This is a genomic window from Oribacterium sinus, assembly GCF_963553175.1.
GTDB lineage: Bacteria > Bacillota > Clostridia > Lachnospirales > Lachnospiraceae > Oribacterium > Oribacterium sinus_B.
Genome location: NZ_CAUVME010000026.1, coordinates 23,952 through 37,075 on the forward strand (window position 1 = coordinate 23,952; position 13,124 = coordinate 37,075).

The 13,124-nt window shown below is 43.4% G+C and carries 13 protein-coding genes; 10 read left to right on the forward strand and 3 right to left on the reverse strand.

Annotation, left to right across the window (positions count from 1 at the left end; genetic code table 11):
• Nucleotides 1-177: 177 nt before the first annotated feature.
• Both scfB and scfA read right to left on the reverse strand, forming a co-directional pair.
• Nucleotides 178-1,560 carry a thioether cross-link-forming SCIFF peptide maturase gene (gene scfB, locus RYO92_RS07890; RefSeq protein ID WP_315370027.1) on the reverse strand — a complete coding sequence of 461 codons (1,383 nt, stop codon included), beginning with the start codon at nucleotides 1,558-1,560 and terminating at the stop codon, nucleotides 178-180.
• Between the two features lie 88 nt (nucleotides 1,561-1,648).
• Nucleotides 1,649-1,795, reverse strand: coding sequence for a six-cysteine ranthipeptide SCIFF (gene scfA / locus RYO92_RS07895; RefSeq protein ID WP_007155875.1), 147 nt, complete (start codon nucleotides 1,793-1,795; stop codon nucleotides 1,649-1,651).
• 173 nt (nucleotides 1,796-1,968) lie between these two features.
• Between scfA and RYO92_RS07900 the strand changes: the two genes are divergently transcribed.
• The 3 genes from RYO92_RS07900 (at nucleotide 1,969) to asnA (ending at nucleotide 4,824) form a co-directional block, all read left to right on the forward strand.
• Complete coding sequence (locus RYO92_RS07900; protein WP_315370028.1) at nucleotides 1,969-3,273, forward strand: SPFH domain-containing protein; 1,305 nt, start codon at nucleotides 1,969-1,971, stop codon at nucleotides 3,271-3,273.
• A gap of 122 nt (nucleotides 3,274-3,395) precedes the next feature.
• Nucleotides 3,396-3,713 (forward strand): hypothetical protein, encoded by a 318-nt coding sequence (locus RYO92_RS07905; protein ID WP_314330121.1) that lies wholly within the window; start codon nucleotides 3,396-3,398, stop codon nucleotides 3,711-3,713.
• Nucleotides 3,714-3,816: 103 nt separating this feature from the next.
• Complete coding sequence (gene asnA, locus RYO92_RS07910) at nucleotides 3,817-4,824, forward strand: aspartate--ammonia ligase (protein WP_315370029.1); 1,008 nt, start codon at nucleotides 3,817-3,819, stop codon at nucleotides 4,822-4,824.
• 484 nt (nucleotides 4,825-5,308) lie between these two features.
• Here asnA and RYO92_RS07915 read toward each other — a convergent pair whose 3' ends face one another.
• The gene (locus RYO92_RS07915) at nucleotides 5,309-6,040 is read right to left on the reverse strand and encodes a ribonuclease H family protein (protein ID WP_315370030.1); all 732 of its coding nucleotides are present in this window, start codon (nucleotides 6,038-6,040) and stop codon (nucleotides 5,309-5,311) included.
• Nucleotides 6,041-6,225: 185 nt separating this feature from the next.
• Between RYO92_RS07915 and RYO92_RS07920 the strand changes: the two genes are divergently transcribed.
• The 7 genes from RYO92_RS07920 (at nucleotide 6,226) to RYO92_RS07950 (ending at nucleotide 12,946) form a co-directional block, all read left to right on the forward strand.
• Nucleotides 6,226-6,981 (forward strand): HAD family hydrolase, encoded by a 756-nt coding sequence (locus RYO92_RS07920; protein ID WP_315370031.1) that lies wholly within the window; start codon nucleotides 6,226-6,228, stop codon nucleotides 6,979-6,981.
• A 127-nt stretch (nucleotides 6,982-7,108) separates the two neighbouring features.
• A complete protein-coding gene (locus RYO92_RS07925; protein ID WP_315370032.1) occupies nucleotides 7,109-8,284 on the forward strand; it encodes a CobW family GTP-binding protein in 1,176 nt (391 codons plus the stop codon).
• 87 nt (nucleotides 8,285-8,371) lie between these two features.
• Nucleotides 8,372-9,406, forward strand: coding sequence for a TIGR03943 family putative permease subunit (locus RYO92_RS07930; protein WP_315370033.1), 1,035 nt, complete (start codon nucleotides 8,372-8,374; stop codon nucleotides 9,404-9,406).
• A 153-nt stretch (nucleotides 9,407-9,559) separates the two neighbouring features.
• Nucleotides 9,560-10,036: a hypothetical protein gene (locus tag RYO92_RS07935; RefSeq protein ID WP_040648265.1), complete on the forward strand. Its 477-nt coding sequence runs from the start codon at nucleotides 9,560-9,562 to the stop codon at nucleotides 10,034-10,036.
• 185 nt (nucleotides 10,037-10,221) lie between these two features.
• Nucleotides 10,222-11,067, forward strand: a complete 846-nt coding sequence (locus RYO92_RS07940; protein ID WP_315370034.1) for a mechanosensitive ion channel family protein — start codon at nucleotides 10,222-10,224, stop codon at nucleotides 11,065-11,067.
• Between the two features lie 57 nt (nucleotides 11,068-11,124).
• On the forward strand, nucleotides 11,125-11,697 hold the full coding sequence (locus RYO92_RS07945) for an RNA polymerase sigma factor (protein ID WP_315370035.1): 573 nt from the start codon (nucleotides 11,125-11,127) through the stop codon (nucleotides 11,695-11,697).
• The gene (locus RYO92_RS07950) at nucleotides 11,690-12,946 is read left to right on the forward strand and encodes a PepSY domain-containing protein (protein ID WP_315370036.1); all 1,257 of its coding nucleotides are present in this window, start codon (nucleotides 11,690-11,692) and stop codon (nucleotides 12,944-12,946) included. Before RYO92_RS07945 ends, RYO92_RS07950 begins: the two co-directional genes overlap by 8 nt.
• Nucleotides 12,947-13,124 lie beyond the last annotated feature (178 nt).

The window sequence follows — 13,124 nt, forward strand, 5'->3', positions numbered from 1 at the left end:
ATCTGAGCCCGCGGGTACTTGCGAAAAACAAGAGAAGCGCAGTTTTTCGCTTAGTATCCCCTGCGAGGCGAAGTTAGCGAGAGCGTGCCCCAATTTCAGACCTATTCTGCCTATAAAAAGCGTAAAAATTATAATTCAACACACTATTTCCTTAAATACTTTGCGCAATGGGCTTCCTTATCCTTGCTCCATCAAGGACTCCTCCACCTTCATCATAATGGCGCATTCCATTCTCTTTCGGAAAAGCTTACAGCCATACTCATAGGTACCGGCAATATTTCCGGTGGAGTGGTAGGCATTGGCGGCACAGCCTCCGGCACAGTAAAGCTTAGCCCAACATTTTCCGCAGTCCTCTCGGGTATAGACATTGGTGTTTCGGAATTCTTCTCTGGCTTCTTCCTTGGTGATACCGTTCCAAATATCTCCCAGCTTATATTCCTTGTCGGATACGAACTGGTGACAGGGGTAAAGCTCCCCCTGGGCGGAAACCGCCATATACTCGGTTCCGGAACCGCAGCCGGAGATTCTCTTATAAATACAGGGGCCTCTGTCCAGATCCACCATATAATGGTAGAAGGTTACGGGATCCCCCGCTTTTTTTCTGCGAAGCAGGTCTAAAGCCAGCTTTTCATACTGCTCATAGAGGATGGGCAAATCTTCCTCGGTTAGGGCGGAGGGCTCTCCCGGCTTTAAAACCACCGGCTCCATGGACAGCTCTTTAAAGCCCAGCTCATCGGCCATGTGAGCAATATCTTCCGTAAAATCCGTATTAAAATGGGAGAAGGTTCCTCTCATGTAGTACTCCTTGTCCCCACGTTTTTCCACAAAACGCTGGAACTTGGGGACAATTTGATCGTAGCTTCCCTTTCCCTTTCGGTCTACACGAAAACGGTCATTGACTTCCTTTCGTCCATCCAGACTTAAAACCACATTATGACATTCTTCATTTGCCCAATCCATGATTTCTTCCGTGAGTCCTACACCGTTGGTGGTTAGGGTGAAACGGAAATTCTTTCCCTTTTCTTTCTCGATGGAGCGGGCATAGGCCACCAGGTCCTTACAAACCTGGAAGTTCACCAAAGGCTCACCGCCAAAGAAGTCCACCTCTAAATTTCGGCGGGTGCCGGAATTTTCAATGAGGAAATCCAGGGCTCTTTTTCCGGTTTCAAAGCTCATAAGCCCTGACTCTCCGTGATAATGCCCTTGGGAGGCAAAGCAGTAGGAGCAAGCTAAGTTACAGCTGTGGGCTACCAATAGGCAAAGAGCCTTAATCACATTTCCACTGTGGGACTTTAACTTTCCCGCTAAAGGGGCATAGTTGTCCTTGGTAAAAAGCTTTTTGCTCTCAATCAATTCGTCTATATCCGAAAAGCAGTCCTGAAAGTCCTGCTCTGTATTCTCCGGAAATTCCACTTTAAGCTTTTGGAGCACTTCCTCTCTGGAAAGACCTTTTTCCAAATAGCCGATGGCAGCATAAGCCATAGGATCTGTAACATGGATGCTTCCGCTGTATACATCCAAAACAATGTGTCGTCCGTTCATCAAATACTGGTGAATCATTTACCCTTCCTTCTAAATACCAATGGTTAAAATCTATAGCGAAAAAAAAGAACTGTGTCTGCACACAGCTCCTTCTTTTGAGAAATCCTTAGTTGTTTTCGTTCTCGCAGTTTTGATTTGCGATACCGCAGCTGGTCTTACAAGCAGATTGACAAGATGTTTGACACTCTCCACATCCGCCGTGCTCAACGCTCTTCTCTAAATCTCTGGTGCTTAAGGTAATAATGTGCTTCATTTCTATCCCTCTTTCTCCTGAATGCTTTTTCAAGCAATTTATTTACTCCTGCATTTTACCTGTTACGCTAAAACTTTGTCAAGATTGGAAAGGGATTTTCTTTCCCTTTAGAGGAAAATATGGTAGTCTTAGAGGGATAAAAATGAATTTGCTTACCATAAAGGAGTGAGTCTATGGGATTGATAAAAGCAGGTAAAGAAGCGGGAATTTCCGTTTTAGCAGATCAGTGGAGAGAGTATTTCTATTGTTCTTCCTTAGATAATGATACCCTCATGACCAAGGGGCAGAAGAGAATTGGACAAAACAGTTCCAATACTCGAGCTTCAGACAATATTATTTCCAACGGTGCTGTCATTGCCGTAAACGAAGGACAGTGTATGCTGATTGTGGAGCAGGGTGCCATCGTGGAGCTGTCTGCAGAGGCAGGAGAGTTTGTTTTCGATTCCTCCACGGAACCCAGTATTTTCTACGGCCCACTGGGCGAAAGCGTAGTAGAAAGCTTTAAGACCTTTATGAAGCGTTTGAGCTTCGGCGGAGACACGGCAAAGGATCAACGCATTTATTTCATTAATCTCAAGGATATTGTGGGTAATAAATATGGTACCGTAAACCCCATTCCTTTTAGAGCGGTGGATCCCAACATTAATCTGGACATAGAGATTTCCCTTCGCTGTCACGGAGAATATGCTTATAAGATTACGGACCCTGTACTCTTCTATAGGAATCTTGCGGGCAATGTAGAGGGGGATTATAAGAAGGAAGAGGTGGAGTCTCAGTTAAAGTCTGAGCTTTTAACCAATTTACAGCCTGCTTTTTCCCGTATTTCCGAACAGGGAATCCGCTACCACAGTATTCTTAGCCATACGGATGATATTGCTCATGCCTTAAATGATATTCTTTCCAGTACCTGGGGAGGACATTACGGTATTAAGATTACCAGCTTCGGTATCAGCTCCATCAAGGCACCGGAAGAAGATGAGAAGATGATTAAGGAAATGCAGAGAGATGCTGTTTTCCGGGATCCCAGCATGGCTGCGGCTTATCTTTCCAAGGCTCAGGGAGATGCTATGAAGCTTGCAGCAGGAAATACCGCTACAGGACCAATGATGGCCTTTGCAGGAATGAACATGGCAAATCAGACCGGTGGTTTCAATGCCTCCGAGCTTTTCTCCATGGGGGCTAAGCAGGGCAATGCGCAGGCGGGACAAAATACCGCTAATCAGGCAAATGCAGGAGCTCAGGGAAGTATCTTTGGACAGGTAAGTGTTCCTATGCAAGAAACTGCAAATGGTGCCGTACCGGCTGCAGAAGCAGGCACAGCGGAGGATTGGACCTGCGCAAAATGCGGACATACCCATAATACCGGGAAGTTCTGCTCTGAATGTGGAGAGGCTAGAGCGGATAAATGGGATTGTCCGGAGTGCGGACATACCGGCAATGTAGGTAAATTCTGTCCGGAGTGTGGACATAAAAGATAAAATATAGACCGGACTGTGAAGAAGAAAGGGCAGAATAGAGACTTTCTTTTTCACAGTTTTTCTATATAGAAACAGCTATAGGGTATAATTCTTGACTTATGTTCTTAAGGATGGAGGACGATATGGATAAAGAGTTACTGGGCTGGCTTTCTCCCATGGGGGATTTCTTCCCTACAGACTGGGGAAAGCATTGTATGGAAGCGGAAAGAATTTTAATGAAATTAGGGCTTTATGAGGAATTTTCAAAACAAAGCCTATTCAATGCCGGAGATTTTTTAAGCGGAAGAGGCTATGTGCTTTTGCATAATCCCAGTAAGAAAAAACTGATGGCTACAGCTCTTTGTCCCCTTAGCAAGGCGCAAAGAAATTTTCTTTACGGATATTTTTTGGAGTTGGGGAAAAGTAAGGAAGCAAAATACTATCTGGAGGAGGCTTTCTAGACATTTTTATGAAAGCCTTTTAGATGTTTTTTTGTCTTTACGAATGAAAAAAAGAAGAGTATGATAGGCACTTAAAGTTATGTGATTTAAAGGAGGAAGAAGCATGGCACTCGTAATTCCAAAGGACTATTCCCCAAGGCTCAGTGTTCGGGAAACCCAAGAGGCAATTAAATATATCAGAGATACTTTCCAAAAGGAGTTTGGAAAGGAGATGAATCTATCCAGAATTTCCGCTCCGCTTTTTGTGGAGAAGAGCTCCGGATTAAATGATAACTTAAACGGTGTGGAAAGACCGGTGTCCTTTGATGTGCCATGGAAAAAAGAGGAAGTGGTGGAGGTTGTCCAGTCTTTGGCAAAGTGGAAGAGGATTGCTTTAAAGCGTTATACTTTCCAAGTGGGAGAAGGCCTCTACACCAATATGAATGCCATTCGCCGAGATGAAGAATTGGATAATCTGCATAGCTGCTATGTAGACCAGTGGGACTGGGAAAGAGTCATCGGAAAAGACGAAAGAACGGAAGAGGTACTACAGAACACGGTAAGAGACATTTTTCGTATTATCAAGCATATGGAGCATCAGGTTTGGTATAAGTATCCGGATGCGGTGAAGAAGCTGCCGGAGGAGATTTACTTTATTGACTCTGAGGAACTTCTCAAAAGATATCCGAATCTCAGTCCGAAGGAAAGAGAAAATGCCATCACCAAAGAGCACGGCTGTGTATTTATTCAAAGAATCGGAGATAAGCTCAGTAACGGGGAACCCCATGACGGCAGAGCTCCGGACTATGATGATTGGAGCTTAAACGGAGACATCCTCTTCTGGTTTGAAACCTTAAATTGTGCTCTGGAGATTTCCTCCATGGGAATCCGCGTGGATGAGAAGGCTTTAGAGAGACAGCTCAAGCTTTCCCATAATGAAGACAGGGCAAAGCTCCCTTACCATAAGATGCTTTTGGAAGGAAAGCTCCCCCAGACCATCGGAGGCGGAATCGGACAGAGCAGACTTTGTATGTTACTTTTGGACCGCGCTCATGTGGGAGAAGTACAGGCATCCATCTGGCCGGAGGAGATGCGAAAGCTTTGCGAGGAGAATAATATTTTCCTTTTATAGTATGTTTGAAAATTATATATAAGAGAGTATAGAAATAGTAGAAGCGAAGACACTTTTTTGTGTTTCCGCTTTTCTGCATTATAGCTCTAAAACAGGGGCACGCTCTCGCTAACTTCGGCACGTAGCTGTACTAAGCGAAAAGCCGCACTTTGCTTGCTTTTCGCAAGTACAGACGGCCTCGGATTACCCCTGTTTCAGACTATAAATGCAGAAAAGCTGGTAAAATGGTCATCCACCGTTCGGAGCCGGTATCTTTTGTGAACAATAGCTTATTCACTTTATCTTATTCGCTTTATATGCAAATTGATATTTGCCATGCCAACACAGTTTTTTTCGAAGAAGAGGCTTTAAAGCAGGAGTAATCCGAGCCCGTCAGTACTTGCTAAAAGCGAACAATGTGAAGCTTTTAGCTTAGTACTGCTACGAGGCGCAGGTTAGCGGGAGCATGCTCCCGCTTAAAGCCTCTTCTTCGAAAAAAGAATGGTTAGGAAATTCCGACTGCTTTTTTAGCTAATTCGTCGGCTCTTTCGTTAAAGTGGTCTCCACTATGGGCTTGAACTTTATGAAAGGAAATTTTCAGATCCTTTTGGAATTCCAGCATTTTTTCTCTATATTCTATGGTTTTTTCTTTATTGCATTTCCATGCTCCCTTTGCCCAGGAGGCGATGCCTTGGTAATCGTGGAATATGGCGATGGAGGAGTAGCCTTTTTCTACCGCCAGGGAAGCTGCTTTTAAGGCTCCCAGGATTTCTCCGGAAACATTTCTCATGCTTTGGTAGCTTTCTTCCCGGCCTGAATCAAAGTATTCTTCTATATTTCCATTCTTTTCGATGAAAACCACACCGTATCCGTAGACTCCACTGTCCTTTTCAAAGCTTCCGTCCACATAGGCAATACAGTCTGTCTTGGTGCTCTGAAAAAGCTCTTCTATGGCCTTAAGTGAGCCGTCTTGTGTAGGAAGAAGCCCTTCCTCCCCTTTTTCTTCCCGGGAAGACGGTGTTTTTGAACCTAAGCCATGAGAGGCCATGTCGGAGGAGCTATATGGCTTTGCATTGCCGCTTCCGTTTATATAGGCTTCCGCTTCTTCCTTGGTTTTCCACTTTTTGAATTGGGCATTGGGATAGCCCTTTACCTGTTTTTCACATTCTGCCCAGCTACCGTATATTCCCGGATTTTCTCCGATTTTTACCGCATAATAATAAGCCATGATAGACATTCCCTTTCTTCCTCTTTATACTGGTGGAGGAGAAAACATTGGATTTTCAACATTATTTTTACAAAGGAAAGCTGAGATATAGAAATCCCATAAGCTGAGATATAGAAATCTAAGCAGCAGATTTCCTTTGAATGCATAGTGAATATACACTAAAAGCTTTTAAAAAGTATATAGAGGAGTTGAAAATGGGAAAGAAAATCAAGGCAGTACTATTTGACTTGGATGGAACTTTGGTCAATACCTTAGCCAGTCTGAAAAGAAATATGGATCTGACCATGGAGCATTTTTCTTTGGAGGGTGTCAGTCTGGAGGAAACCAAGAAATTTGTGGGTGTGGGAACCAAGAAATTTGTGGAAAGAAGCCTGGAAAAGAATGCTCAGATTTGGTATGAAAAGGCGGAAAAATGGGAAGAAAAGGATGAGGAGAAGGCCATGGACCTGGATCTTAAGGGAGATGAGGTTATGGAACTTTACGAAGAGGCCTATGAATATTATCGCTCCATTTTTCCGGATAATTGTACCTATGAGGCGGAACCCTACCCCGGTATTCCTGCCTGCCTGAAACGCTTGGAGGAAAAGGGGATTTCCAGAGTTTGCATTACCAATAAACCTAAGGAAGAGGCGTCCATTATTTTGAACAAAGTATTTGCTCCTGACAGCTTTACTCTGGTACTGGGAGATAATGGAAAGATTCCTTTAAAACCGAATCCGGATATGCTTCTTACGGTTTGCAAGGAACTGGGGATTTCTTCGGAGGAGGCTGTTATGGTGGGAGATACCAAGACGGACTTGGATGCGGCGAAAAATGCGGGTATACTTAGCATTGGCTGTCTTTATGGATTTCGGGATAAAAAGGAGCTTGAGGAGCATGGGGCAAAGTACCTTGTGAAGGACGGAGAAGAGCTATGGCAGGTTTTGGAGGAGAATTTTTTGGAAAAATGATTTAATCTTTCTAAAGAAAGTTAAGTATAGCTAACTTTATACCGTGGCTATATTGACAAGGTGGAAGATTATCGTAAAATAGCGCTTGTATCCATAAAAAAATGTATTCATCCCAAAGGAGGATTTTATGACAAAGATTGATATTATTTCAGGTTTTTTAGGAGCCGGAAAAACTACATTTATACAGAAATTACTTTCCGATGCTTTAAAGGGGGAAAATGTTGTTCTTATCGAGAATGAGTTCGGTGAGATTGGTGTGGACAGCGGCTTTTTAAAGAATGCGGGAATTGAAATTCGGGAAATGAACCAGGGCTGCATTTGTTGTTCTTTAGTGGGAGACTTTGAAAGCTCCTTAAAGGAAGTTATTGAACAGTACCATCCTGATCGTATTCTGATTGAGCCTTCCGGAGTTGGAAAGCTTTCCGATATTTTATCGGCTGTAAAGACCGTTTCCGAGAATCTGGATGTAAAGCTGGATGGAGCCGTAACCGTAGTGGACGCTACAAAGGCAAAGCTGTACAACAAGAATTTCGGTGAGTTTTTTGATGACCAGATTCGTTTTGCCACTTCCGTTGTACTGTCCAGAATGGATATTGCTTCCGGAGAGAAGGCTCAGGAGGCCGTAAATATTGTTCGTGGCATCAATCCTCATGCTAACCTGATTACCACAGCCCTTACGGAGTTAAGCGGAGAAAAGCTTCTGGAAATCATCGGGAAGGAAGAGAATCTGGAAGAGGAGCTTTTGGCAGAAGTAAAGGCGAAAGCCGCTCATCACCACGAGCATCATCATGAACATCACCATGAGCACGGGGAGTCCTGTGGTTGCGGATGCCATGATGAGGAAGAGCATCATCACGATCATGAGCATGATGAGTCCTGCGGTTGCGGATGCCATGATGAGGAACATGAGCATCATCACCATGAGCACGGGGAGTCCTGCGGTTGTGGCTGTCATGATGAGGAAGAGCATGAGCATCATCATCACCATCATCATGAAGGCTGCGCTTGCGGTCATGACCATGATGCGGATGAAATTTTTGACAGCATCGGTTTGGAAGTATTTAAGAAGGTAGACAGAAATCATTTGGCAGAGATTTTAGAGGAAATGGCTGAAGGCTGTGCTTACGGCGGTATTGTCCGTGCAAAGGGTATGCTGGCTTGCACAGACGGCACTTGGGTAAACTTTGATTTGGTGCCGGAACAGGTGGAAATCCGTGAGGCAGGTCCTGAAAATATCGGAAAGTTCGTGGTTATTGGAACTGAGCTGCAAAAGGACAAGATTAAGGCTTTGTTTAACGACTAATTTTTAAATTAAAAAAAAGATTCTCCGAAAAGAAACAGGCTTATCTTCCTTTTCGGAGAAGAATGCATAGAACGGAAGGAGAGTAGAATGGGAGAACAGTGGGAAGCGGAGGGAGAAGGCATTCCAGTCTTTTTGATTAACGGATTTTTAGAGTCGGGAAAAAGCAGCTTCATTCAATTTACCATGGAGCAGGAATATTTTCAGACTGAGGGCAATACCCTCCTTCTTCTTTGTGAGGATGGGGAAGTGGAATATGACCCTATTAAGCTGGCAGCACATCATACAACGCCGGTGTATATGGAAAATATTACTGATTTTCAGGAAGATAAATTGCAGTCTCTGGCAAGACAGTATAAGGCGGAGAGAGTTTTAATCGAGTGGAACGGGATGTGGAACCAGGATGATTTATACGGCGGCCCCATGAGTGAAGCGGTTCTTTCTGCACAGCAAAATAGGGAGCCAAAGTACCAAGTGTCTATGCCCAAAGACTGGTTTTTATATCAGGTCATTACGATTTTAGACGGCTCCAGTCTGAAGCTGTATCTTTCCAATATGCGTTCTTTCCTGGGGCAGATGCTTCGTCATGCGGAGCTGTGCATCGTAAATCGTTGCGATAATCTGTCCAATGAAGAATTAGTGGATTATCGTAGAAAGATTCGGGCAATGGGGCAGAACGCCATGATTTTACTGGAGGATAAAAATGGAGAAATTCCTCAGACCGCTCTTCCGGAAGACCTGCCCTATGATCTTGGACAGGATGTCATTACTTTAGCAGATGAAGATTATGGTACCTGGTTCTTGGACTGCATGGAGAACCCTGAGCGCTATCTGAATAAAGAAATCACGTTTTCCGCGATGATTTTAAAACGGAAAAATATGCCGGAGAATGAATTTGTTCCGGGACGTATGGCGATGACCTGTTGTGCGGAGGATATGACCTTCCTGGGCTTTATCTGTAAGGGAGACAAGAAATTAATTGCTCCCTTTTCGACCAGAGATTGGGCAAAGCTCACGGCGAAGGTGAAGCTGGAGGAACGGGAAGAATATCATGGTATAGGACCGGTTTTACATTTGGAAAAGATTGCCAGAACCGGAGAAATCAAGGACCCTGTGAATTTCTAACGATTTCTTATAGAAGTATAAACGATATTTTTTTAGAAATAAGTAAGAAAGCCTTGCGAAATTATATTATTTTTGTATACTAGGAGTGATAATTTAACAAGGGCAGGATTTGTATGGATGCAAGATGCCCTACAACTTAAAGGAGGACTTACTATGTCATATTTACAGATCTTTGCACTATTAGGAGCATTTTTAATCCCGTTTATCTTGCTTTGGCTGATTTGCTACGGCTTGGAGGCTTACGCACTTTATACCCTGGCTAAGAATAACGGTCAGGAGGATAAGGCGATTTTAGCATTTATTCCCTACATAAACCGTGGACTTTATGCTTATTTCGCAGGAGACCAGGTGATGTTTGGAACACCGGTTCCCACGATTGCCAGTGCCGCAATCATGGGTCTGCTTCCTCTTCTCGGTGGATTTATTGGCGGTATCGTTAATTATATTTGTATAGTCGTGATTATTATCGTTTCTTTTTACAATTATAAAGCCGTATACAGCAAGATGAGCAGCGTTTCCGATTCTACTCTTTTCGGTGTTTTGGCTGCTGTAATTTCCCTTTGCCGTGTAATCTTCATTTTCCTTCACAGAAATGATATTCTGGTAGAGGACGGAGAAATCGTAGAGTAATATTTCTTTTTAGCAAGCTATAGCAGTTTTATACCGGCTCCAAAAGTTAGACCCAAGAATCTAACCTTGGAAGCCGGTATTTTTATAAATATTTTTACAGCCAAAGTAGAGCCGGGGATAGTGATCCGGTATGATTTTTAGGAAAAAGTTTTTATCCATCTACAGTTGTAGGGACGGGAGAAAATATGAATCAGGTAGAAAGTATTGAAAATGAAATTCGGGTTTGGAGCTTCCAAAATTTTGGAAACGGCTTAGCTCTGGGGCTTACCCGTTTTATGGGGAAATTTTTATTGGCTCTGGCATTGTTTTTGATTGGTCGACTTATCATTAAAAAGCTGGGACATATTCTTCCGAAAACCCCTATTTCAGCTAAGATCGATCCTACGGTTCGGAATTTTTTCTTTCGAGGGATTGTATTTTGTCTGTATCTGATTTTAGGAATCAGCTGTGTCAGCATTTTGGGAGTTCCCATTGCTTCCGTTATCACTCTTTTGGCTTCTGCCGGCGTGGCGGTAGGTCTGGCCTTACAGGGCTCCCTATCTAACCTTGCGGGAGGCATTATGCTTTTGCTGTTTCGCCCCTTTAAGGTGGGGAATTATATCAAAAGCGGTACGGATGAAGGCACGGTACAGGAGGTGAGTATTTTCTATACCGTTATTCTTTCTCCGGATAACAAGCGAATTTCCATCCCCAACGGCAGCCTGATGAATGCCAATATCATCAATTATAGTGCGGAGCGTTTCCGGAGGGTGGATTTGATTTACCAGCTTGGTCGGGATGAGGATGTAGAAAAGATAAAGGGATATTTGGAGGCTTGTATTCAGGACGATGAGCTGATTCGAAAATACCCGGAGCCCTTTGTAGGGCTTACCGCGGTGGGAAGAGACTATTTGGAGTTTAGTATCCGTATTTGGGTGGATACCCCATCTTACTGGACCTTATATAATCGGATTAATGAGAAAGTAGCCATCAAATTCGCTAAAGAAAATGTGCTTTTACCCAGCACAGCTATTAAAAATATACAAAGATGATTTTCTTTGCAATAAAATGCCCTCTCTATGCATTGTACTTATGAAAGGACGAAAAATATGATCAATGTGAGTATGCTGATTGCGGATTTTCCCAAGCAGGAAGAAATAGCGGATGAACTGATATTTTCTTTGGCAAAGGGAAACCGGGAAGCGCTAAAAATCATATATGAGAAAAGCATCAATGCATTGTATGCCTACGTTCTTTCTTTAACCAAAAATAAGTATGACACAGAGGATGTTTTGCAGGAAACCTATGTAAGCATTGCAGAAAATGCAGTTTCCTATCATGGGGGAAATAAGGCGATGGCATGGATATTTCGAATCGCCAGGAATTTCACCCTGATGCATTTCCGAAAAGAGAAAAACAAAGACAGCATTCATGAAGTGGAAGAGGCGGTGGAGGCCAAATATTCATTTTCCTTCGTGGAAAATGCTGACCACAGAATGCTTTTGGAATCCGCCATGGAAATATTGGAGGAAGAGGAAAGACAGATTCTTTTTCTTCATGCCGTGGCAGGATGGAAAAATCGGGAAATTGCGGAGTATTTAGGAAAAAACTTAAATACGGTTTTATCCAAATACCAAAGGAGCATTAAGAAGCTGCAGGAGCACTTAGGAAAGGATGAGTAAGATGAAGCAGGAAAATATGGAAAAAGAGCTTCAAGAGGCTGTTCAAAATCTTATCCCTAATGACTTATTTACTAGGATTACCGCAGAACTGGATTCCAAGGAAGAGGGTGCAAAGATGGAAAAAGTGCTGGTAAGAAGAATTGAAAGGAAGAGTACAAGTCCAGGATTAAAAACAGTGATGCAGTTGGCAGCAGCTTGCGTAGCATTGGTATTGCTGGTTGGGGGAATCTTTTATTACAGAGGAAACTTAATGGTGGATAGCTTGGTAGACCTGGATGTGAACCCGGGAATTGAGCTTCTTACCAACCAAAAGAACCGTGTGTTAAAGGGCTACGCAACCAACTCCGATGGAGAGAAGGTTCTTTCCGGTATGGATTTACAGAACGTGGATTTACAGGTGGCATTAAACGCCATTGTAGGTTCCATGGTTCAGCAGGGGTATATGACGAAGGACACCAAGGGCGTATTGGTAACCGTTCAGAACAAGGATCAGAAGAAGGCGGAAACTCTTCGCAAGCTGGTGGTAGAAGAGATGGAGATTGCTTTATCCACAGAGGACATGAATGCTGCAGTTTTTCACCAGGTGATTTCCAGTCAGAATAACAATGCTTCCGCATTTGCCAAGGAAAATAACATTTCTTTAGGAAAGGCTGTATTTGTGTTAAACCTTGCCAAGAAGGACAGCTCCTTAAATGCCAAGGAGCTGGCAAAGATGAAGATTTCCGAAATTGCAAAGCTGGTTGCTGATAAGAAGATCGATATCCGTGATATTATTGAGTATGACTCCGATGACAGCCTCTGGGAAAATATTGCGGATGCCATTGAAGATATTAATGAGGGAGATGATGACTACATCGTAGCAACAATTCAGCAAGGTACTACTCAGGCGGTTCAGGTTCAGCCTACAGAAACACAGGCGGCGGTAGCACAGGCACAGACTCAGACTCAGGCACAGACTCAGCCTCAGGCACAGACTCAGCCTCAAACTCAGGCACAGACTCAGCCTCAAACCCAAGCGCAGACTAAAGCGCAGCCTCAGCAGGGCGGCAGAATCAGTGCAGACAAGGCAAAAGCTATTGCCTTCGGTCATGCCGGGGTTTCTGCAGGGCAGGTTAGAGAGCTTTCTGTTGAGTACGATGATGACGGTGTATATGAGATTGACTTTAAAGTAGGAAACATGGAGTACGATTACGAAATCGGTGCTGTAGACGGTTCCATCAGAAAAGCCGATGTAGAGCAGGATGACTAAATAGAGAAGTGTTTATTACAAATTAAATATCTAATACGATTTGCAGTATGGGTCTGAAATGAGGGGCATTTTGAGCTCGCCCTGATTTTTAGGCCCATTTGCATAAGTGATATTTTGATTTTTCGCTAAATTGAAAAAGTAAATTCCAGTGCAGAAGTAAATTCTACCGAGCTTAAAA